The organism is Nicoliella lavandulae, assembly GCF_037546185.1.
GTDB classification, from domain to species: domain Bacteria; phylum Bacillota; class Bacilli; order Lactobacillales; family Lactobacillaceae; genus Nicoliella; species Nicoliella lavandulae.
In genome coordinates this window covers 416,826-441,069 of record NZ_JAWMWH010000001.1, presented here as the reverse complement: position 1 = coordinate 441,069, position 24,244 = coordinate 416,826, and the positions used below count along the sequence as shown (strand labels likewise).

19 protein-coding genes and 1 tRNA gene are annotated in these 24,244 nt (G+C 35.8%); 15 read left to right on the top strand and 5 right to left on the bottom strand.

The annotated features are described in order from the left end of the window. The first annotated feature begins 114 nt into the window (after nt 1-114). From R4146_RS02015 to R4146_RS01985, 7 genes are all read left to right on the top strand, one after another. On the top strand, nt 115-426 hold the full coding sequence (locus R4146_RS02015) for a hypothetical protein (RefSeq protein ID WP_339959787.1): 312 nt from the start codon (nt 115-117) through the stop codon (nt 424-426). Nucleotides 427-511: 85 nt separating this feature from the next. Next, complete coding sequence (locus tag R4146_RS02010; RefSeq protein ID WP_339959786.1) at nt 512-2,767, top strand: VapE domain-containing protein; 2,256 nt, start codon at nt 512-514, stop codon at nt 2,765-2,767. Nucleotides 2,768-3,142: 375 nt separating this feature from the next. Beyond that, entirely contained in the window at nt 3,143-3,523 is a 381-nt protein-coding gene (locus R4146_RS02005) for a hypothetical protein (RefSeq protein WP_339959785.1), read from the top strand. A 191-nt stretch (nt 3,524-3,714) separates the two neighbouring features. After that, complete coding sequence (locus R4146_RS02000; protein ID WP_339959784.1) at nt 3,715-4,191, top strand: hypothetical protein; 477 nt, start codon at nt 3,715-3,717, stop codon at nt 4,189-4,191. A gap of 6 nt (nt 4,192-4,197) precedes the next feature. Further along, on the top strand, nt 4,198-4,650 hold the full coding sequence (locus R4146_RS01995; RefSeq protein ID WP_339959783.1) for a hypothetical protein: 453 nt from the start codon (nt 4,198-4,200) through the stop codon (nt 4,648-4,650). Between the two features lie 232 nt (nt 4,651-4,882). Further along, complete coding sequence (locus R4146_RS01990) at nt 4,883-5,218, top strand: hypothetical protein (RefSeq protein ID WP_339959782.1); 336 nt, start codon at nt 4,883-4,885, stop codon at nt 5,216-5,218. Nucleotides 5,219-6,133: 915 nt separating this feature from the next. After that, the gene (locus R4146_RS01985; protein WP_339959781.1) at nt 6,134-7,102 is read left to right on the top strand and encodes an Abi family protein; all 969 of its coding nucleotides are present in this window, start codon (nt 6,134-6,136) and stop codon (nt 7,100-7,102) included. Nucleotides 7,103-9,280: 2,178 nt separating this feature from the next. Here the strand turns inward: R4146_RS01985 and R4146_RS01980 are convergent. Then, nucleotides 9,281-9,353 (bottom strand) — tRNA-Lys (locus R4146_RS01980). A 269-nt stretch (nt 9,354-9,622) separates the two neighbouring features. On the opposite strand from R4146_RS01980, the gene yycF reads away from it, so the two are divergent. The 6 genes from yycF (at nt 9,623) to R4146_RS01950 (ending at nt 16,542) form a co-directional block, all read left to right on the top strand. Continuing rightward, nucleotides 9,623-10,324, top strand: a complete 702-nt coding sequence (gene yycF / locus R4146_RS01975) for a response regulator YycF (protein ID WP_339959780.1) — start codon at nt 9,623-9,625, stop codon at nt 10,322-10,324. Between the two features lie 38 nt (nt 10,325-10,362). Then, entirely contained in the window at nt 10,363-12,219 is a 1,857-nt protein-coding gene (walK, locus tag R4146_RS01970) for a cell wall metabolism sensor histidine kinase WalK (RefSeq protein ID WP_339959779.1), read from the top strand. After that, nucleotides 12,209-13,519, top strand: a complete 1,311-nt coding sequence (locus tag R4146_RS01965; RefSeq protein ID WP_339959778.1) for a YycH family regulatory protein — start codon at nt 12,209-12,211, stop codon at nt 13,517-13,519. Before walK ends, R4146_RS01965 begins: the two co-directional genes overlap by 11 nt. A 15-nt stretch (nt 13,520-13,534) precedes the next feature. Then, nucleotides 13,535-14,359, top strand: coding sequence for a two-component system regulatory protein YycI (locus tag R4146_RS01960; RefSeq protein WP_339959777.1), 825 nt, complete (start codon nt 13,535-13,537; stop codon nt 14,357-14,359). A 31-nt stretch (nt 14,360-14,390) separates the two neighbouring features. Continuing rightward, the gene (locus tag R4146_RS01955) at nt 14,391-15,182 is read left to right on the top strand and encodes an MBL fold metallo-hydrolase (RefSeq protein WP_339959776.1); all 792 of its coding nucleotides are present in this window, start codon (nt 14,391-14,393) and stop codon (nt 15,180-15,182) included. A gap of 100 nt (nt 15,183-15,282) precedes the next feature. Beyond that, nucleotides 15,283-16,542, top strand: a complete 1,260-nt coding sequence (locus R4146_RS01950) for a S1C family serine protease (protein ID WP_339959775.1) — start codon at nt 15,283-15,285, stop codon at nt 16,540-16,542. A gap of 39 nt (nt 16,543-16,581) precedes the next feature. On the opposite strand, the gene R4146_RS01945 is transcribed toward R4146_RS01950, so the two are convergent. Next, complete coding sequence (locus tag R4146_RS01945) at nt 16,582-17,385, bottom strand: MetQ/NlpA family ABC transporter substrate-binding protein (RefSeq protein WP_339959774.1); 804 nt, start codon at nt 17,383-17,385, stop codon at nt 16,582-16,584. A 128-nt stretch (nt 17,386-17,513) separates the two neighbouring features. Between R4146_RS01945 and R4146_RS01940 the strand changes: the two genes are divergently transcribed. Together R4146_RS01940 and rlmH are read left to right on the top strand one after the other, a co-directional pair. Then, a complete protein-coding gene (locus R4146_RS01940) occupies nt 17,514-18,881 on the top strand; it encodes an aspartate ammonia-lyase (RefSeq protein WP_339959773.1) in 1,368 nt (455 codons plus the stop codon). 385 nt (nt 18,882-19,266) lie between these two features. After that, entirely contained in the window at nt 19,267-19,746 is a 480-nt protein-coding gene (rlmH, locus tag R4146_RS01935) for a 23S rRNA (pseudouridine(1915)-N(3))-methyltransferase RlmH (protein ID WP_339959772.1), read from the top strand. Between the two features lie 83 nt (nt 19,747-19,829). On the opposite strand, the gene pnuC is transcribed toward rlmH, so the two are convergent. The 3 genes from pnuC to R4146_RS01920 all read right to left on the bottom strand — a co-directional run bounded on the left by pnuC (nt 19,830) and on the right by R4146_RS01920 (nt 24,046). Then, nucleotides 19,830-20,594: a nicotinamide riboside transporter PnuC gene (pnuC, locus tag R4146_RS01930; protein WP_339959771.1), complete on the bottom strand. Its 765-nt coding sequence runs from the start codon at nt 20,592-20,594 to the stop codon at nt 19,830-19,832. A gap of 167 nt (nt 20,595-20,761) precedes the next feature. Next, nucleotides 20,762-22,396 carry a peptide ABC transporter substrate-binding protein gene (locus R4146_RS01925; protein WP_339959770.1) on the bottom strand — a complete coding sequence of 545 codons (1,635 nt, stop codon included), beginning with the start codon at nt 22,394-22,396 and terminating at the stop codon, nt 20,762-20,764. 309 nt (nt 22,397-22,705) lie between these two features. Beyond that, complete coding sequence (locus R4146_RS01920) at nt 22,706-24,046, bottom strand: dihydrolipoyl dehydrogenase family protein (protein WP_339959769.1); 1,341 nt, start codon at nt 24,044-24,046, stop codon at nt 22,706-22,708. Nucleotides 24,047-24,244 lie beyond the last annotated feature (198 nt).

Below are 24,244 nucleotides of genomic sequence, written 5' to 3'. Positions count from 1 at the left end.
TGAATAAATTAGGGTACAAAAAAACCGCTTTAACTTTGGCGAGCAAGCGGTTTATAAAAGTCTTAGCAATAGGCTTTACATCCCTAATTATATCAAAATTAGGAGGACTATTAAATGAATAGTGAAAAGAAAACACAATCAAATGAATTGAAATTAACCAAAGAAATTAACGAAAGAAAACTAGATGCCTTAGAAAAAGGATTGAGCAGTAGTTTATCAGCTGTGAACTTCATCAGGGACTACATCAGCGTGTTAAATCTTAAATATAACAATAAGAACGATCCTGAGAGCTTAACAGAAGTTATGGCTTTATTGTTTAGTGGTGGAGCGTTGATGCACATTGATAGCATGCTTGATGATATGCGACTATCGATTGATGATGCTTTAGTTGAGATGATTGAAAGTAGAGACACTGACAACAAGTAAGGCTGAATGTTGATTGCACCAAGACCAAGAGAACATTAATTAATTGGTTTTGGTGCTTTTTTGATTGATAGAAAGGCGGGATTTAATGAATAACCAATTAGCAACTAAACAAGTAAGCTCAGTCGATAACTTAACACCTTGGGAATACATCAAGCAAGTAGCAGACCACTATATTTACATGTACCCACTTATAAAAGGTACTAAAAAGTCCGCTATTAAGGATTGGCCTAACAGGGCTACTTATGATATTGAACAGCTAAAAGAATGGCTTAAACCTGATGAAAATGGCAATATTTCATGTGATGTTGCAATGATACCATTCAAGAGTGAACTCATCACGATTGATGTTGATAACCATCACGGAAATAACAACGGTAGTAAATGGATTACTGAAAACATCAAGAAAGGTAATAGACTTAATGAGAACAGTGTTGCTATGGAAATTACTAGGAACAATGGCTTTCACTATATTTATCGAAACGATTTACCTTATGAAAGCATACCAAAAAAAATAAATTTAAATGATTTTGTCGAAGTCAAGACTACATCAACTATTATTTTTCCCAGTGATAATTATAGGCCTGCTAATGAAACTGAAAATATCAAACCATTGGTAAGTGATGAAATTGGTATAATGCCTGATTGGCTTAGGTCTCAAGTGATTAGTGCTATTGAGAAAGATAATGCTAAGCACAAGCATACAAACAAAAACAATAATGTAAACGTTAATGCTAAAGCAGTTGATTGGCTGATTGAGCTTAATGATAATCTATTGAATGGCATTTCATCAGGAGATAGAAATAATAAGCTAACTAGTATTGCAGGAAAGTTATTTGCTACTGGAGCAAGCAATGATCAAGTATGGAATTGGATGCAACTAATTAATGATAAGTACACTTTTCCATCATTATCAAAAAATGAATTAAAATCTATTTTCAACAGTATTTCTAAAAGTAATCACAATTTAATTAAAGCCACCTCATTAGATGAACAAGCAGAAGTAAATCGTAGTAAAGTGCCATTGAAATATAACAAGAGTGGCAGTCCTAGAACAAATTTTGCTAGTAATTTTGCCGTTATTTGTGAGTATGATGATAAGCTAAGACAATCTATTAAGTATGATGAATTTATTAACTCAGTTGTTATAAAACATGCAAATGAGTGGAAACGGTGGAGCGACCTAGACGAAACAAAGATAAGAATTTACATTGAAAACCAGTACAATGTTGTTGCTAATAATCCTAAAACTATGTATCAAGGCATTGAAGAATACGCTGTAAAACACTCATTTAATCCAGTTAAGGATATAATCAATGAACAACAGTGGGATAACGTTAAACGGGTTGAAACGCTGTTTATTGACTATTTAGGAGCAGATGATAATTCATATAATAGAATGGTTGCCCGTAAATTTATGGTTGGTGCAGTATCTAGGATATTTCATCCTGGCATCAAGTTTGATTTAATGGTAATTCTAACTGGAAAGCAGGGCTTAGGAAAAAGTACATTGTTAAGTAAGCTATCGCATGGATACTTTTTAGATAACCTAGGACGAATGGATAGTAGTAACAAAGATGAAACCATGAAACTACAGGATAGTTGGATAGTTGAATTAGGAGAGTTAGCACCACTTAAAAACTCCAAAATTGATAACATTAAATCTTTTATTAGTGCTACATCTGATATGTATAGAAAGCCTTTTGGGCAAGCTAATAGCGTTTATAAGCGTAATAACGTATTTGCAGGAACTACTAATGAACAACAATTCTTATCAGATAAGACGGGAAACCGTAGATACTTAACTGTTGAATGTGGTGTTAGCAAAATTAAGCACAGTGCAATGAGTATTGATGATAATACACTACATCAAATTTATGCCGAGGCTAAGTATTTAATGGAACAAGGCGAGTTATTGTATCTAACTAGTGATGAAGAGGCATCCGCTAATGCTGAACGCTCTAAAAATGAAAGCTATGATCCAGTAGATGAGTCGATTAAATCATACATTAACATGCTAGTGCCTAAGAATTGGGATGAGTATTCAGAGTTTCAAAGAGAACAGCATTATAAGCGTGTCTTTTATGAAAATAGGTATTCTACTGGTAAAGAGGATGAACCTAATTTAACTGAAGATGATTTAGTATCAATGAAAGAGGTATCAACTAGAGAATTGCTTAGCATCCCACTTAACAAGGATAACAATAAGAGTATTCAAGGCACTTCAAGAGCATTATCCAAAAAGATAAGTCTCACAATGAGCGGATTAGATGATTGGAAACAATCAAATACCGTTAAAAGTCTTGTAAAAGGAAAGTACGCTAGAGGCTACAAGAGAGTTTAGTACAGTAGAGTACACTAAGTACGCTTAGAGTACACTTAATATCGGCTTAGTGTACTCCGAGTTATGATTGTTATGGCGGTGTTTATAAGGGGTATAGTACACTGAGTACACTAAATTACTCACGTGTATAAGAAAAAGTATTTACTATGTAATAGTATTAGTTATTAACTATATATATTAAAACCCGATTTTTAGTGTACTTAGTGTACTCTAGTGGCTGAATGCCTTGATACTAAAGGGCTGATGTAGCGTACACTAAGTGATTTTCTAGTGTACGCAAGCGTACTCTAAAAATGATTAGCGTACTCTAAACTAAGATTTGCTGATAATTAGTTAGTAAAGTTAGCGTACTCTAAATTATGAAGAGGTAGAAAAATGGAAAACAAATTAGATCAAATAAATAAGCAGTATTTAATTAATTCTGAACTTTATAACAGCTTAAAATATATGGTAATTGATTTTATGGCTGATACTGAAGATGTAAACCCTGATTGCAAGGAACGAAAGTCCGAAATTGATGAATTGATTAATAGCATTGATAGAACCAAGTGTGATTACCAATTAAATCGAAACCACGTAAGTAGAACAATTAGAAGCAAGGTTAGTGAAAAATATAGAAAAGAATTTAATCAGTACCAAAGAGATAACTTCTTAGATTACTACAAAGACTTAAATGGAAACATGGATGCTATCGAAATAGAAATGGCAGAAGATTTTAAGCATCTTAAAATGGTTGATTGGGAAAACAAAAAATAGCTATAAACGTTGTTATATAGGTGCTTGTAGCTATAATTATGTTACTAAATATGGTATAATATAAATGTTAGATATTTAGTTGCTAATTAATTATCCTAATATACAACCGCTAGTGAGAGCAGTGTTTTGGCACTGCTTTTACTGTACATATGAATTTCAGACTTAGTTATTGTTGCTTTGGAGGGATGAGAGTGGATAACACGATTATTTATGATTACTTCAAATTACCAAGTAAGATTGAGCATGCTAGAAAGCGTTATACCTATTATGATTGGCTATTTTGGCAACAGTCGTTTATGAGTTGTCCGAATGCTTATGATGATAATGGTAATAAGATTGGTTTCATCCCTTTTCAAAAGCAAGTTGATAACCTATTGAGCTATGAAGATTTGAACGATAATGTAGTTGATATGCTTAACTTCAAGTGGCAAGAGTTTAATCGCTATTTAGATGATTTGACTGGTAATGAACACGACTACTTAAGAACTAAATTCATGCTCCATACAGTTAGCAGTAGTAACGCAGGCTTAGAACAATCGACAATCAATGAATGCAATCAGATTGAAGAGGCTAGTGGATACCGCTATGGTTTCATCAACGATAAAGCAGTTGATCTAACTAATGATTTTGAAACTAACTTTGATAATATTTTAAGTGTATTAGAGTGATTGATTATGTATAAGCATGAAAGTTTAGAAGATTTATTCAATCCAATGAAAACAACGTTTAATAGTCATCAAATTAGGCGTTTGTTAAAGTGTTGGTATTACTATGAGCATAACTTAGGTAAGCTTGAGGGGATTGAATTTTTAAGAGCTAAATCACTATTCTTTAGATTGTCTTACCTGACTAAAGATGAACGGGCATTCTTAGCTTACAGATATTACTATGCTAGTAAACAGGAAATGCCTAATATTAAACAAGTAGCTAAGCATTTTTATTGTTCAGTCGATAAAATGTATGCTAAAGAATATACAATACTTATAAAGATGTTTAAACCTGTTTTAGAGCCGTTTAAGCAATCTAGTATGGATAATGATAAAACTAATATAAGTGACAATGAAACACCTGACGGGGCTATTATTGAGCAATTATTCAATGAATTACAGAAATTACATTCTAAGTAAGATGATTGTTCAAACATCAAAGGTAAATTTATGTAAGCAACCTTTACCATCTAACACTTATGTGATTTAATTTAAAACAAAAAAGATGTAAGCCATGATTGGTAGCTACATCCTTATTGCATTACTTATTAGATTTTCTTAGCTTAGCATAGGTTAGATTGATTATCTATTGTGCCTATCAATTTGTAAGTGCTTGCTGTTAGCAGGTACTACAATACATACTGTTGAAAGGATGATTACATTGTTACCAGTAGCTGATTGGGATGAGGCTAAAAAGAATTATGATCATTGCATGACTGATGATGAGATAGCTTTTCTACACGGTATTTCAGTTAATACTGTTAAGGTGTATCGTAATCGACACGGTTGGGGCAATGCTAATCACGTTAAACGGAAATATTGGAACACTAAGAGCAATCGTGAATTGTTTCAAGTTGATGAGCTACCTAGTGGAACTGTTATTGCTAGTCTTTTTTCACAACGTAAGGTGGAAATACAGGCAAAAAAGTATCGAGCTTATCAACGAAAGTTAAAACGTAAACACAAAATATCACTTAGAAATTCTTAGCAATCTTCACTAGTGATTACTAGTGTTTTTAAGAACGATTAATGACAAAATAAGGTTAGTAAATGTTAGTGACTTATGGTAACATTTGATAACATTTTTTATGGCAATTTATGGCTAGATAATACTGGTAATTACTGGTGGCATATTATGGTATAAGTATTATATTTAAAGACTTTAAAAGTGCTTATTTAATTGAATTTTGATACTTAAAATTTTGTCACTAAATGTAACGGAAAAAAAGCGTAACGGTTACAAAAAAGTGACAAATGGTAACAAGATTTAATGGCACACTTGGCACCATATAAAAAGGCGTTGCATCTACACGATATTGCAATGTGTTGCAACACAGTTTTTACTGTTTCGTTGCAATGATTAGCACATGCTTGAATAGGCTATTTTAAAGTAATCATGGCTTGTCGTAGTATTGCAACTCTTTACAAAAAATGCTGATATTGATTGCGCAATTTTGAGCAGTGAGATTTTCAGGGATTGCGTAAAAGTTCGCAACCTATTTAAACTGCCCAGTATTGAGTTGCCGGCTGTCCAAAATTGGGCAGCCGATTATGATATTACTTCAAATGAGGAGATGTTTAATATATATAAACATTTTTTAAAGATAGTCTTTTTAAGTTATGTTAAATCATTAATCTTTCTCTTTTTTAGTTAAATTTGTTTATGAATACTCTTTAATAGCATTCATATGTTTTATTGTTATTCAATAGATGCCACCTTACTTTTTTTCGCTTTTTAACATCATTAAATTGATTCTATTAAATAAAAAGATGAGTTTTTAAAAAAAATTATATAATATCATTGATTATTCATATATTTAATGATATATTCTTATTTGAAAGATCATGCTCAGTAGCCTACGAGGCGCTGAGCTCTTTTTGTATTAGGAGGTATTGCGCTAAAATGAAGAATAAACCATTTAAAACTTATAGACAACAATTAAGTATACTAAGGGATAGAAACTTAGACGTAGGTAACACAAGTAAAACAATGAGATACCTAGAGGAAGAAAATTACTATAACATCGTTAATGGATATAAAAGACCCTTCCTAAAAAGAGACATTGATGGGAAAACAATCCACCCTGAAGAATTCAAAAATGGATCATCTCTAGATGAAATGCACTCTCTTTATATGTTTGATAGAGAACTAAGAACAATATTTCTTAAATACTTTTTAACTTTCGAGAGCAATTTAAAAAGCAGAGTCTCCTATAGATTTTCAGAAATGTTTAAAGATCGTAACTCATATCTTGACTTTAATAATTTTTCTTCTAGATCAGAAAAACTGAAAGACGTTTTAAAAACAATAAATATACTTTCTAGCACTATATCTAACTACGCTACTAAAAGAGGAACGTCAATACAACATTACATAGACGCTCATAATGAAGTTCCCCTATGGGTTTTATCTGGTTATCTTACTATGGGAAATATAGGTTATTTTTATTCTTGCTCGGTAGATTCTTTAAAAAATATAATTGTACAAGATTTTAATAAACAATATAATAGAGATTACAGAAGGGAACACAAGAAGCTATCCCTAAAATCTGACGACTTAGATGGAATAATACAGACTATAAATTCATTTAGAAATGTATGTGCTCACGAAGAAATACTATATACGCATAAAATAAAGCGTCCAAGACGAAAATCTGGGATTAAAAATTATATAAACGTTGAGCTTCCTACTCAAGATAATTTATTTACAGTGTATTTCATGTTAACCCTAGTATTAAGAAAAAAAGATAAGAAAAATCTTCAAAAAGATTTAAAAAATGTTTTTTCTAAATTCAGTAACAATTTTAAATCAATACTTTTTAGTGATATAAAGGATTTGATGGGATTCCGTGATGATTGGGATAATTTATAAATTTAATTATTTACCTAATCGTAATCATTAGTAAATTATTATTTCATATCTTTTAAACTACCTGAATAACCATATATAGAGTTTTAAAAAGTTCTTAAAGTTTTAAACCTCATTAACATAATTCTACTTCAACTGATGGTCTGCGCAATTTTGAGCAGTGAGATTTTCAGGGATTGCGTAAAAGTGCGCAGACCTATGTATGAACTGAACCATAATATTTCGTAGACCAATTTTGGCCTGCCATATGAGCATATCTTTCTACTTTGAGGATAGCTGAATTTTCAGCTATCTTAATTGCTAACGATCATTAATTTATGTAAAATAACTTTTGTAGTGAGTGATGAAGTCCGCTACTATAGGTGTTTATCACTTTTTCTAATATATTCATTTTAGTATGTTATGCAAGCAAGAATTGTCGTAATGCACTATATCTAAGAGTAAAAGGTAAGGCATGCTAAACATCTTAAATATATAGGCTGATTACCTGTATTTATCCATGTTATTGGCTTGTCTTTGGTGGTTGAGGCTTTGTCTTGACTGCTTTACATATAAGAGTGTGATTAATTGCATGCTCTTTTTTAGTATCGTGTAAAGGTAGCCTCAATTCAGGGCGTCCTAGAGAATACCGCCCTAAAACAGGGTGGTATTAATATATTAGGCCGAACCGCTTTTGCTTTAGTCGTGAAAAAGGCTTTAAATCAGCAATCACACCTACATTGGAAAATCCAACTTTGGTATTAAATCTTGTGCTAATGGTGCTTATGCTATTGTTGAGAATTGTTGAAACTAAACTAGATAAGAATTGAATTAAAGATTTATATAAAAAGGGGGTGTCCATTTTAGACATCCCCTCTACTGTGTATGAAACCTAACGAATATAAACCATGTAATCTAAAAATTGACTATCGAATTTTCGACAGTCCAAAATTGGACAGTCAAAAGATGCTTTATTCATGATCTAACTATAATTCAATTTCGGTAAATTACCGAAAGCCATTTATTTAGGGCATACTAGACTATTAATTATGGTTAATGGCCAAAATCATAATTAGGAACTATTGAAGATGTGTCCAGTCGTGGACATATCTTTTTTGTTTGAATAACAAAACGTTATCTAGTTTCATATTATCAGCGTACCTAAATCGAGTACGCAGGTCAAACGCATATGAGTGTATAAGTACTGCTTGATAGGTTTTAGACATCTTTAGCCAAAACTATATATATTGAATACAGTCGCAAAACACGACTGTATTACTGTATTATGGAGTAACGATTTGTTACCTCATATTAGATTGGTGTAGTCCTAAAACGGGACGCAATGATTTATTTATGGAGTAGCGTTTCACGACTCCATGTTATATAGATTAGAATGCTGATATTGTCGGTTTTGACAAAATTGTCAATAGCCTTATATTCGGGCAAGCCCTTAGTAGAGCCATTCTTGAATACTGCTACTGCCGTTTTTCATAAAATTGTGAAGAACGTAAAAAAATAGAATATGTATCTTATCAGACAAATTCGCTTTACTTAATTTAGGGAAAGCCGATGAGATAGGCAATAGTCGCTTGAAAATCAGAGCTTAACGTCTTGATGATGAAGATAAAAAGGGGGCGTCAATTCAACGCCCCCTTGTATGCAGTTTAAACAATGCTGACTACATCTGAAGTACCAATTAGGTATCTCAGGGGGGTAGCGTTTCACGACACCCCTTGAAAGATACTTCTAGGGGTGGTGTTTTGCCACCCCAGTTATGTACATATTTTTCACGGCTTAATTTTCAGCCACGAGATTAATAACGATCATTACATTTATCATCTTCAGTTTTTCTCTTTTTTGAGAATTACTGGTGTTGATTATAGTTTGCTTTAATTAATACGATTAATCACTGATTTAATGAACTTGAGCAATGAGAGCGTCTGAATGAATGCTAGTGCTTACATATTTACACCAATCAGCTATTAACTATCAATCAACGCAAAATGAAAAGGCTACTCAATTAAGAGTAACCTTACATCCCACTACACCCACGGTATTATTTTATTTTTATTGAATAAGACTGACTAAGTGAATGACTAAGTTTGAATTCATAATATTTATTATTAATAAATGCCTAAGAAATGAAAAAAGCTATCATAACAAGGTTTTAACCCCCTATCACGATAGCTTTTTATTAGTTAGTGGGCAGTCGGGGGATCGAACCCCGGACCCACGGATTAAGAGTCCGTTGCTCTGCCAGCTGAGCTAACTGCCCATAAGAATTGCTTTTTGATATCTCTTAAATATCAACGATTTATATAATATCATCTGGTCTAGAAAAAGACAACCCCTTTTTTGAAAAAAGTTCAAAAAAAGTTTAAAAAACATTTTTGTTAACTGTTATTCAATGAATCAAGGGGGGCGACCGTGATATAATTTAATATGAAGCTAGTAGACACTAGCTGTTAAAACTTACTAGAAATCGAAAATCAATATAAATATAAAACTAAACCAGAAATCGAAAAATTAAGAGGTATTTTAATTATGAAAAAAATCCTTGTAGTAGACGATGAAAAGCCAATCACTGACATTGAAAAATTTAATTTAGTGAAGGAAGGCTACGATGTATCCGTTGCATATGATGGAGAAGAAGCCCTTGAAAAGGTCGATGAAGAAAATCCAGATTTAATTATTTTGGATTTAATGTTACCAAAAGTAGACGGACTAGAAGTTGCACGCCAAGTGCGAAAGAATCATGATACACCGATTATCATGGTTACCGCTAAGGACTCTGAATTAGATAAGGTCTTAGGGCTAGAATTAGGTGCTGATGATTACGTTACTAAGCCATTTTCAAATCGAGAACTAGTTGCGCGAGTTAAGGCTAATTTACGACGTCAAACGGCAAATGATAATTCATCTGATGATGATAACCAAGATATTAAAATCGGTGACTTAGTAATTCATCCCCAAGCCTACTCCGTTACTAAACGGGGCGAAAACATTGAATTAACGCACCGTGAATTTGAGCTGCTTCATTACCTAGCTCAACACATTGGACAAGTGATGACTCGTGAACACTTGTTACAAACCGTTTGGGGTTACGATTACTTCGGTGATGTTCGGACCGTGGATGTTACCGTAAGAAGATTACGAGAAAAAATTGAAGATAATCCTAGTCATCCCGTTTGGCTAGTGACCCGCCGTGGGGTTGGTTACTACCTACGTAATTCCGAAAGCGAATAATTTTGGGAACGACTAGTTGTTAAAGGGGTATTCCTGTTTTGAATAAGCGATTTAGATTCTTTCAATCAATTGATTTTAAGATGGCGTTAGTGTTTGTGTTAATGCTATTGGTAACATTGGAAATTGTGGGGGGCGTGTTCGTTACCCAACTGGAAAAAAAGAATGTGCAAACGTTTGAAAACCAACTCCAATTGCCAACCTATGTTAATAATTCGTTGACCAACCAACTTTCTAGGGATAATACTAAGAAGGCTGATACTACCATTCGTTCACTGCTATCTGATGTTGATAATAATAATGAAAACCAAGTTCAAGTTGTTGATAGTAAGGGGACGATTCGGGGAACGAATCAAGTTAATAATCAATCGATTGTTGGACAAAAATCAGTGGTTACTGATATTAAAGCTGCCATTCATAATAATAAGACTGTTACAAAAACTGTGCAGTCGGGAAGTACTAAGTACTTTATTAAGGTAACGCCACTTTTACGGAGTCAAAATGGTGATGTTGTCGGGGCTACTTACATTAAAGCAAGCCTAAATCCAGTTTATGCTACGATTAACAACATTACGATCATCTATTTAGCTGCCGCTGCAATTGCGGTGTTACTAGGGATTTTGATGTCAATCGTGATTTCGCGTGCCATCACTAGACCAATTGATGAAATGAAGAAACAAACCCTCCAGATTGCCCGTGGAGACTACTCTGGACAAGTTCAGGTATACGGAAAAGATGAATTAGGGCAATTAGCAATGGCCGTTAATAACCTTTCAGTAAAGGTTGAAGAGTCCCAAGAATCAACTGAATCTGAACGCCGGCGGTTGGACTCAGTTTTGTCTAACATGACCGATGGGGTGCTAGCAACTGATCGTCGAGGCAATATTATCATTGTTAATTATGAAGCTGCTAAGTTTTTAGACTTGGCTGAAGAACACATTATTGGCCATTCTATCTTGGATATTTTAGGCATCCAAGATGATTATTCATTGCGTCAATTACTTGAAAAGCCAGAGGAAATTTCACTAGATTACACCCATGAGGGGCGTGATTTAATTTTGCATGCTCATTTTTCATCCATTCAACGTGAATCTGGCTTTATTAGTGGATTAGTCTGTGTGTTACGGGATGTAACTGAACAACAAAAGATTGATAAAGACCGGAAACAATTTGTTTCCAACGTTTCCCATGAACTAAGAACGCCACTAACTAGTGTGCATTCTTATATCGAAGCATTGCAGGATGGGGCATGGAAAGATGGCGAAATTGCTCCCCACTTTTTGAAAGTAGCCCAAGATGAAACCGATCGGATGATTCGGATGATTAATGATTTATTGACTCTTTCACGAATGGACTCTGGAACCCAAAAGATTAACAAAGAAATGGTTAACTTAAACGAACTATTTACGTATATCTTGGATCAATTTGATATGATCATGAAAAACGGGAATAAGACTGAGCAAGGAATTGATGTTAACAATAACTATAAAATCATTCGTAAGTTTACTAAACAAACCCTATGGGTCGAGATCGATACTGATCGGTTTACCCAAGTGATTGATAATATCATGAATAATGCCATGAAATACTCTCCAGATGGTGGAACGATTACCTGTGAGTTATATGAAACTCATAATCAGGTAATTTTAAGTGTGACCGATCAAGGGCTAGGGATTCCTAAGAATGCGGTCGATCATATCTTTGATCGTTTCTACCGGGTTGATAAAGCTCGTTCAAGAGCCCAAGGTGGAACTGGATTGGGGCTTTCAATTTCGCGTGAAGTGATCGAAGCCCAAGGTGGCCATATTTGGGTGAAGAGTGAAGAAGGCAAGGGTTCGACGTTCTATATCTCGCTCCCTTATGAACCAATGGAGGAGGATTTATGGGATGAAAATTAATGGTCTAGGTAAATATTTGTTACCCACTTTGTTAAGTGTAGCGGTAGCCCTAAGTATTGGACTATCGGCTTCGCTGTGGTTGAATCCATCTCACTATAAAAATGATGCTTCAAGTAGTGCTGGAACGAATATTAAGACGCAGTTAAACAACAAACCCATCTCAGAGATTTATGCGCCAACTCAATTGATGCATAATGATGATCAAGGGAACCAACATTTGCTAGTTAATCAATCGGTTAACCTAGTTGGTGAAATTAGAGAATATATTCAAGACTATCAAGATGTAAAGTTAGACTCTAGTGGCTCCGTTTCTAAGGACCAATATGTAGGATTACTGCGGCGCAAAGACTCGTATATCTTGAACTATTCGAGTGCAGTAACGATGCCAATCGTAAATCAATTTTTAAATAAACGTTTGAATGGGTTACCTAACTATCGCGTGAATCGGATTGTGTTGCCACTAAATGATGACCGACACATTTATTTGTTGCGCGATGATGGTTATCGTGTTTATACCGTTAGTGTTCGTAAGCATAGTTTGCAATTATTGAATCAGTTTTTAGCCACTAAAATGCGGAAAATTAACGTAGAATTTAAGATATTTAATGACCGGCCGTTGATCTATTTTAAAAAGGATCAAACGATGCCTCAGTATGCCTATTTAGTCAATGTTCAACAACAAAATTACTACATTATTCGACTATTAGGGGAATCGCAGAACTTCAGTGTTAAACACCGCAGTAATGCTACCGTTTATAATGATCAGGATTCTAAACAGGTTTCTTTTTATGATAATAATGATGTTAAATACGTTGATGAGCGACCTAAGTCCATCCCAAACAGCTATAATGCATTACTATTTAATAACTATAACGAGTTAATCAATTCAGGAGTTTCCTTAGATAGCGTTAAGTTTTTTGGCTATGATGCTAAAAGACAACTAGCTACTTATCGTGGATATGTTGAAGGATTCCCAATCTTTAATAACGTTAATTATGGTTTGATCAGTATGCAGATTGTTGAGAATTCATCCATTCGCTATGAATTCTCATTAGCTAGTTTACAAATTCCAGTGCCAAGTGGAGTTCCTGATGAAAAGGTACCAAGTACTACTGATGTTTTGAAAACGCTTAAGGCCTTAGGGTATAAGTCTAATAAGATTAATGGAATTGAACTAGGTTATAGTTGGCATGGGAGTGCCAAAACAGATGTCTTGGTTAACTTGATTCCAACTTGGTATATTCACTATGGTAATGATTGGTTGAACTATAATAATATCGTGGCTGGCGGTAGTAAATAATCGGGGTGGCACAGAATGAACTTTAAACGAATTCAAATTATCTTTTTAATCACGTTTGTAATTATTGATATTTTGCTCTTTTCCATCATGAATCAGAATTTGAATTTGCAAACGGAAGGTGACGGGTCTGGTGGCTCTAATATTATTAAGGAAATGCGTAACGACCAAATTACGTTAAAGACGCCCTCAAAGGACAATGGAAATGGTTACTATATTGCTGGTTCTCGTGATGATGTAATCAATCAAGAGGCATATAAGTTAACTAATCAAAACGTGAAATTTAGTAACCATGTTTTGCAAAGTACATTTAAACGGCCATTGGCAATGTATTCATCCCACCCGGAAGATAAATTGGATCAACTAATTAAGAGCGAGTCATTTGTAATTAATGGCAATAGCTATCAATACAATAAACAACTATCTGATGATTCCACAATTGTCTATGTTCAAAAAGCTTATGGCAGCCAACTATATTCTAGCTATGGTGAAATTAAGTTTAACATTAGTAACGATAATGGTGATAAGCGATTATTAGGATATACGCAAACCTACTTAGACAATGTTAATTCACTTCGGGAAAAATCACAGACTATTTCGGAAGAACAAGCATTGAGTGCACTATATCAATATAATGAAATTCCGAATAATACTAAAATTGAATGGACGCAATTAGCTTATACTAAATACATCGCCATTAAGAAAAATTACATCTTTATTCCAACTTGGATTGTGGCATATAAAACGGCTAATTCATCTGATATTCAAATTAAATGCATTAATGCATTTAGTGGTTCCATTATTAATGACGACAGTGTGAAGGAAGCCGTCGGTGATTTGTAGAATTGTAAAAATGAAGGAAGATTAAAAACTAATGCAAGTTTCGATTCTCTCTAGCGGGAGTTCTGGTAATGTCACCTATCTTCAAACTGATCAGCATCAAATTCTATTAGATGCGGGACTAAGTGGAATTAAGATTCGACGATTGCTAAAACAGATTGGCCGCACGATTGAAGATATTGATATGATATTTGTTTCACATGAACACTCAGATCATGCAAAGGGTGTGGGGATACTAGCACGCCGTTGTCCTAACATTCAGGTGTATGCTAATCAAGAGACCTGGGATGCAATGCCGGCTTCGTTAGGTAAAATTCCAAGATCACAACGGAACGTGTTCCCAATTGGTTCAATTGAAACGTTTGGTGATTTAACGGTTGAAAGTATGGGCGTTTCCCATGATGCCGCTGGCGAACAATGCTATTTATTTCGGCAAGCGGACAAGCAATTTGTGATGATTACTGATACTGGTTATATTTCAGAGTCAATTCAACACCATATTAAGAATGCAACGGCTTTAGCATTAGAATGTAATTATGATGTTGAAATGTTAATGAACGGTCCGTATTCATGGCCACTAAAACAACGCATTTTGTGTGATACTGGTCACATGTCAAATGAAGATGAGGCAGCCGTATTAGCGAACGTAATTGGTGATGATACGGAGGCAGTCTTTATTGTGCACCGGAGTCACCATAACAATACGCGTGCAGTGGCTCATCAAACCATTGATGATGAATTAACTAATCGAGGGTTAAATGTGGATAAGGATTTTATGTTGTATGATACTGACATTTGTGATCCTACTAAATTAATAAATTTATAAGATTATAAAAATAGATTAAAAATCTAACTATTTTTCCTTTAAATTGGGTATGATATGTTTAAAAATAAGGGAGGGAAGCGTTGTAACTAACGCGCTAACTATGAAAAAATCAAATTCTTTTCTTTTTAAAGTTGGTTTAACTGCTTTAGTATCAGGTTTGTTAGGCGGGGGGATTGCATATGGAGGAATTTCGCTGTATCAAAACTATAACCCGATAACAAGTGAAGTTGCTGCGCCGGTTGGATCTAACAGTGGTGGAACTACCAAAACAAGTAGTCTGAAAGTTAACGTCCAAACCCAAGCTGAAACTGCATTTAAGGATGTTAAGAATTCAGTGGTTTCCGTGATTAACTTGCAAAAGGTCAGTTCATCTCAAGATCCGTTTGCATCCTTATTTGGTGGCTCGTCTTCTAATTCTTCCAAATCTAGTTTAGAAACTAGCAGTGAAGGATCTGGAGTTATTTATAAGGTCAGTGGGAATGCTGCATACATTGTTACTAATAACCATGTGGTATCCGGTTCATCAGCGTTACAAGTGATATTGAGCAACGGTCAAAAGATGCAAGCTAAGCTAGTGGGGAAAGACTCCGTTACTGATTTAGCAGTTCTTAAGATTAGCTCTAGTAAGGTCACCCAGGTTGCTTCATTTGGTGACTCTAGCAACATTAAAGTTGGTGAAACAGCACTTGCCATTGGTTCACCATTAGGTACGAACTATGCAACTTCATTAACGCAAGGAATTATTTCGGCTACGAACCGGCAAGTACCACTTACAACTGAAAGTGGCCAAGCAACTGGTAATTATGCATCGGTTATTCAAACGGATGCTGCGATTAATCCAGGAAACTCAGGTGGGCCATTGATCAACCTTGCCGGCCAAGTGATTGGAATCAACTCCATGAAGCTATCTTCTGATACTTCTGGAACCAGTGTAGAAGGAATTGGTTTTGCCATTCCAAGTAACGAAGTAATCAAGATTATCAACCAATTAATCAAGAGTGGTAAGATTGTCCGGCCAGCCCTAGGAATTGAATATCTAGACTTATCCAATATTTCTAGTAGTGCCCGGAAGTCAACATTAAAATTACCTGATGATGTGACATCTGGAGCAGCAGTCATGAGTGTTACTGCTAATTCACCAGCTGCGAATGCTGGCTTGAAGAAATATGACGTGATTACTGAATTAGGTGGTAAAAAGATTACCAACCAAGATCAAATTAGAAACATCCTATATACTTATAAATTAGGTGATACCGTCTCATTAACTTACTATCGGGATGGTCAAAAGAAGACGACTAACGTTAAATTAACGGAAGAATCTTCACAATTAAAAGTAAATACGAATAGCTCTAGTAAATAGTGCAATCAAAAAAACTGCCAATTTTGGCAGTTTTTTTAGTTACCACTTCACTTGATCAGAATGGTTAGAAATGGTTTCAATGTATTTTTGGTTCTTATGCGTTTGAAATGCTTTGACGACCTTGCGATAAAGTTGATTATGACGATGTTGCTTGTTTACTACGATTACATTAGTGTATTGATTTGGAATCTGATTAGTAGATTCAGAATAAAGAGCCTTAGCCGGATTTAAGTGCTCAGCCATTGCAAAGTTATCATTAACTACCGCAATCGTTGAATCGGACATATCCCGTACAACTACCGATGCATCCACTGTAAAGTATCTAAACTTATGCCGGTTTTTAACAATATCACTTACTTTGGGTGTTTTAGCATGGTTTAGCTTAATGACTCCGGCCGCTTGTAGTAATTTTAAAGCACGGGCTTTATTGGTATCATCATTTGGAAGGGCGATTGAATCGCCGCGTTTTAGTTGTTTTAAGCTTTTGATGTGACTAGAGTAAATTCGCATTGGAGCAACATATGTATCGCCAATTGCCACTAGTTTACCCTGGTTTTCATGATTCCAATCTTTTAAGAAAGCCTTAGTTTGAAATGCATTCATATCAATTTCATTATGAAAAAGTGATCCATTGGGCTGACCATACGAATTAAAGGGGGTAATGACGAGCTCAATCCCCTCTTTTTTTAGTCTTTTAACCGTTGGTTGCCAGATCTTAATGTCAGTGTCCACAACCCCCATCTTGATTACAGTCGGCTGTTTACCACAGGCAGTTAGCAAGATGAACAAGACTAAAAAACTGATTAGTACACTAGCACGCTTCATTGTTTTAACCAATTTCATTTCCTCGATTTCTAGTAATATTATCCTTATTTTAACATAATTAATGCATTGTTATTGACAATAAATTTAAGTGAGCTATACTTAATGTAATGTTTTATAACATGAATGAATGAGGAGATGTTTTTAAGATGCGGATTGAAAAAGATTGTGTTGGCGAAATGGAAGTACCAGATGAGGCTTTATATGGAATCCATGCCTTACGAGCAGCGGGAAACTTCCCGATAACAAAGGAAAAGTTGCACCCGCTCTTAGTTCAGAGTTACATCGAAATTAAAAAAGCAGCAGCCCAGGTTAATGCAGATGCGCAGACGTTAGATCGACAGAAAGCTACGGCAATTATCGATGCATGTGATAAGTTATTACATGGCAATGATCAATCTGCATTTATTGTTCCAGCCATTCAAGGTGGTGCTGGGACCTCTACTAATATGAATACCAATGAAGTGATTGCTAATCTAGCAATGCGACTTCATCCAGATGTGAAAATTCATCCTAATGATGATGTCAATCAATCTCAATCCACTAATGATACTTATCCAACTGCTGGTAAAATGGCAATGTTAAAGTTATTATCGCCATTACAAGCGGCAGTAAAACAATTGGTGACGACGTTTACGGACTTAAGTAACCAATATGAACAGACAATTAAAGTTGGTCGGACCCAACTACAAGATGCAGTTCCCACTACATATGGGAAGAGTTTTCACGCTTATGCCACGCTATTTAACCGTGATTTTCGGCGAATTAGTACGACAGTGAGCGAATTAAAAGTAATTAGTCTAGGTGGTACCGCCATTGGAACTGGAATCAATGCGTCTCCTTATTACCAATCCCACATTGCAGATGCAGTAAATGCAGCGTCTGGACTCAACTTAACAATTGATGCAGATTTGATCGATGCAATTCAAAATAGTGATCACTTTGTAACGTTCTCCGGAGTTTTAAAGACGTTAGCACTAGACCTTTCTAAAGTTAGTAATGACTTACGGTTATTAAGTAGTGGTCCTAAAGCTGGATTGAATGAATTAGAACTACCTAGACGACAGGCTGGATCATCGATTATGCCTGATAAGATTAACCCAGTCATTCCAGAAGTGGTTAATCAAGTCGCCTTTGAAGTTGCTGGTTTTGATACCACAGTGTCAATGGCAGCAGAAGCAGGGCAACTAGAATTAAATGCATTTGAACCCATCATGTTCAAGAGCATCTTTACTGCTGAAGAACATTTAACGCGGGCGATTCATACATTGATTGATAACTGTTTAAAGGATATCAAGGTCAATGTTCAACAATGTGCACAAGATGTGAATAACTCTGCGGTGACGGCGACAGTTCTTAGTCCCAAGATTGGATATGAACGGGCTACGCAAATTATTAAACAGGCATTAGCTGAAAATCGTTCCGTTAAGGAAGTTGCCTTATCAGAACATGTTTTGCCAGCGGCTGAAATTGAACATCTCTTCTCACCAGCGGTATTGACCCATGAAGCTGAATAGTTAAAGCTAAAAAATAGCTTAGGTTAACTAAAATGGTTAACTTAAGCTATTTTTATACATTTTCAATAGTTTATAAAACAATTGTGAAATGCATAATGAAAAATGTTAAAATAAGCTAGTAATAATAAGAATGATTAATCATAATGATTGTGAAATATCAACATATAAGTTGTGAAACAATGCTGTTTCACTTTATGATACCGTTGATTATACATGTTTTAATGTTTAAAAGATAATCACGAATGGCCAATCTATATATAGAAATTAAAATGTCTGAAACCACTATATAGTGTGGGCTGAACGCAACTTATGCACAAGTTATCCACAGGTTATCCACAGGCTTGTGGATAAGTGTGAATAAATATTAAAAAAGGATGATTTCGTTATGAACGTCAAGTTAGTGGTGGTCGGAAAACTAAAGGAGAAGTATTTTAAAGCGGGAATTGCTGAATATGCTAAGCGGCTCTCACGCTTTTGTAAGTTTTCCATTGTTGAGGTACCAGATGAACAAGCACCAGAAACATTAAGCCAAGCTCAAATGGATGCAGTAATTGAAAAAGAAGGGGACCGCATCTTAAATAAAATTAGTGATCGAGAATATGTCTATGCCCTAGCTATTTTAGGTAAAGAACGGTCTTCTGAAGAATTTGCTAAGGAAATCGACCAACTCACAACGTATGGTCATTCCAACATCACCTTTGTAATTGGTGGTTCATTAGGATTATCCAAGGCGGTGTTAAAACGGGCGGATACTCAAATTTCATTTGGTAAGTTTACGTTACCCCATCAATTAATGCGGTTAGTCTTAACTGAACAAATCTATCGGGCCTTTATGATTAATGCAGGCTCACCATACCATAAGTAATAATAAAGCCAGTCAACGAATTGAGTGTTGACTGGCATTTTTAATGATTAGATTTAATTAATTAATTTGCTGTTGTGAGTTATTTATTCGTTATGCCGCCATAGGTAATACCCATAAATGGAGTTGATTAACTTCATAATTTGCAGGGCTAACATGGTGGTGGCAGCTGGGCTTAAAGCTTGAAATTGGTTAAACCAAATGATCAAACTAATGACATTCAATACAATCCATGCGACCCACTGCGAACTATAACCATAGGTCATTAGAATTTGCCCAACGATGCCTAATGGCAGAAGGGCAGCATCCAAGTAAATCTGCGTCCCATTCAATGACTTACTAAAGTGTAGGACGATTAAGTAACTAATGATGCAGACGATGAACCAACATAGGCCCTGAAGCGGCGTCATTCGATTAGCCTTTAGTTCTTGGTTTTGATTTTGTTGGTTGATTTCACGATTCCAAATCGAAAGGCCAACAAATTGCATCACCCAGTAAAATAACTGAGAAGCAATATCACCAATTAACCGATTTTCAGCGGCAATGATCAACCAGACGGTGACGCTGATTAGGCCCCAGAAATAGTTAGTAATGCGACCCTGGTCAACTAAGATTAAGTTCACCACGGTTGAAATGGTCGTGATTAAACCAATCCAGCCCAGCCAACTAAAGTCGCGAGCAAATATAAAGACAACGATATTTGTGATCGTCATCAACGTCATTAAGATTAGCGAAAATGGTTTCAACGTAACTATCTCATTGATAATCCGTTTAGGGTCAAAGATTACCCGTAAGTCACTTGGTAGGCGTAATAGCCCGTTCCAAAATGATGTAATACTAATGTTTTGCATAATTAAGTCTCCTTATTGTTTTTAGCCAGCCGTATTCGGAAGCAACGCTGGTTGTGTAATGTGAATTACAGCAAATTAATTGTTATTCATTATACACGGCTACACACAAAAAAACACACTCACCATTAATAATGATGGGTGTGTTCTTAACAGGGATTAATTTATGATTAACTAATGTAGGCCTTTGAGAAATCCCAAATTGGTCCGTTAGGGAAGTACTTAATGCCATGGACATTAGATTTAATTACTTCTGGTTGACTCTTTTGGTAGAGTGGGATTACTCCTTGGTCTTTCATAATGATCTTTTCAGCATTAACTAAGTCATCCCAACGTTTAGCTGGATCATTAGCATCTTGGTCTTGGGCACGACTAATGTAACGATCATATTCCTTATTTGACCACTTAGAAGTGTTGATTGGATTAGTGGAAACCTTCGTTTGGAGTGGTGAAATTGGGTCGGTAATGGATGGATTCCAACCGGAGATGATTAGTTGATACTGTGACTTCAATGAACGACCGGAAACGGTAACGTTTGGTAATAGTTCATTTGTGATCTTAAGCCCAGGTAGCTTTTGTAATTGACTTTGTAGGAATTCATTGAGTTGTTTGCTTTCGTTATCATCACTGTTCATTAAAGCAACGCTAACGGATTTAATCCCTTCTTCTTTCAATCCTGCAGCCCATAGTTGTTTAGCCTTCTTGAGATTGTAATCTGATGAACCAGGGACATATGATGCATCTGCGAAATCTTGTCCGTTGCGGGATGCTAAGTGTTGTTGAACGAAGCCCTTAGCAGCAATGGAGCCATCCCCAAGTAAGTCGTTAACAAGTTGGTTTCTATCGATAGCTAGGGACATTGCTTGTCTTAACTTAATGTTTTTAAATGCGGGCGCGCTGGCTTGGTGAATTGACATGTAACGAATTGAAAGTGTATTGCGGTTATGCAACTGCTTGCTATTCTTGAAGTTCTTCACTTGTTCCTTGCCAGAAAGTTGTAGTTCGTCTAACTTACCCGTTTGATATTGATTCAAGCCAGTTTGGGGGTCTTTAACAACGTGGTATTTAACTTGGTTTAATTTAGTAGCTTGTTTATCCCAGTAGTAAGGATTCTTTTTCAATGTCCATCGATCATTACTACCAGTCCAATCAGTAACAGTAAATGGTCCGTTAGAAACGATCCGATTACTGTTGGTTCCGTAGAGCTTACCGTACTTCTTAACGGCACTTTCGCTTTGGGCATAGAAAATCGGAAGAGTAACTAAGGTCTTAAAGTATGATTGAGGTTTAACTAATTTGAAGACCAGCTTATATTTACCGTCAGCTTTAACGCCTAGTGATGAAACTGGAGCCTTACCATTCTTGATGGCATCATATCCAGTGATATTAGCTAAGTAATATGCCATTTGAGAAGCAGTCTTAGGATTGGCGCTTCGTTGAATTCCATAAACGAAGTCCTTGGCTGTCAATGGCTTTCCGTTACTCCACTTGGATGCACGAAGGTTAAATGTATATGTCTTACCATCTTTTGAAACGTTGTAACTTTTGGCGATTCCTGGGGCCACTTTATTTTCACCAGCGAGGACCAATAGTCCTTGGTTGCTGTTGTAAAGAGTTTGATCACTAACTTGATCAACGGCTTTGGATGGGTCTAACGTAGCAATGGAAGCATTAATCATCCAATTTAGGGTCTTACGTGATGATGTATCTGCATTATTGTTAGTGCTACCACATCCGGCTAACACCAAGGCTGCAACTGCAGCGGCTAAACCTAATTTACTGAACTTCTTGAAACGCTTTCCCATTTATTTTCACTCCAATGATAAAAAATTATTTTTAACAAACACAAAAGGGGCGCCAACCGATGTCTATCGACATCGATCAGCGCCCCTTCTAAGTCTTAAAGTATCCTAATCTACACGTGTGTTCAACTAAGTCACGAGACTAGCACAAAAAGATTTTAGAAACATTGCTAACGTCAATGTCGACTAAAATTGAACACATACAACATTCAGTTTTTGAAAATCCAAATGACATCACAATGTTTCCTCCGTTCGTTATAAATTAAAATTAATATAACATTAAATTTTGATTAACACAAGCATTGAATTTAATTAAATTAAATTCTTCCATCCTTCATGCATGATTGATGGGAATAGTGGTGCGAGTTGTTCTCGTTGCTCACGATTGAGTTTTAATGCAATTGCAGGTAATAATCCGTTGATAAAGTCTTCCGCTTCTTCACTGACTTCCGTTGCTCCAACCAAGTGGTCATCCTTATCAAAAATGAGTGCTTGATCTGCAATTTTGTCCTGGGTGATTTGTCTAAACCAAGCACCAGTTACATCATTTTCAACTAACGTGTATTGATCTGGGTGCGCCTTAGCTTCTTCAATGGACACCCCAGCTTCTGCAATTCGTGGTGAAGTAAAAGTGACCGTTGGGATGATGTATGGCTTCATAGCAGCATTAGTATCCCCCATGATGAAGTGGGCAATGTAGTTAGAATGATGGGTGGCGGTTGGCGTTAGCTTTGGTTTATCGGTATTTGCAACGTCACCGGCAGCGAAGATATTTGGGATGTTAGTTTGTAACTTATCGTTAACGGTTACCCCATGTTTAGTGTATTCAATACCTAGTTCATCTAATCCGTAGCCGGTTAAGTTAGGATTTCGGCCCGTTGCATCTAAGATCCAATCTGTTGCTAACTTTTGGCCGTCGCCATATTCAACATAGTATTGATCATCATCCTTGCTAAACGCACTCACGTTGGCGTTTGGGATGAATTTTACGCCACGACGTTCTAAGTCTTTGATGACCTTATCAACATAAGGGACATGGAACTTGCGAAGGGCGCGGTCACCATGCATCATTACGGTAACATTGCTGCCAAAAGCATTCGCAATCGTTGCAAATTCCATACTAATGTAACCAGAACCAATGATTGTCATGCGGCTTGGAAGTGGTTCTAAATCTAAGAAATCCTTACTGTCATGGCCTAATTCAGTGCCCGGAATATCCAGTTGATTTGGATGCAGACCAGTTGCAATAACGAACTTATCTGAAGTATATTGCTTGCCATCAATGTCAACGGTATGGGCATCCTTTAACGTTGCCCAGCCACGGATCACGTCGATGCCAGCATTGACGAAGCGTTGTTCCATCTTCTTATCCAATGGGCGAATAACTTCGTGCTTGTGTTCCATGTTTGCATCCCAACTAAGTTTTAAATCACCTTGGGCAATCTTACTTAGTCGCTCTTGGGTCCGAGCTAACTCAACGGCACCGTCTAAAACGACCTTGGCGTTACATGCCCAGTTGGCACAAGTTCCACCAACTCGGTTGGCTTCAATTTTAGCAACCTTATAACCATTTTTAACTAATAGCGATGCGCCATCAGAAGCATGCCCAGCTCCGATGAACATAACATCGTAATCGTATTGTGAATTCTGCATAGTTGAATTCCTCCTTATGGGTGATGGTTCAAATGTTTCATAATTGTTAATTCAAGTTCATGATACCAGAGTAAAGAGTTGTACACAAACGAAATGGACTAGCTGTTAAATCTGGATTTGTTCTATATGTATTTAAATTTTTCTTAAGATATTATATAATGAAATCGTTATATTAAAATATTTATCAATTTTATTGAT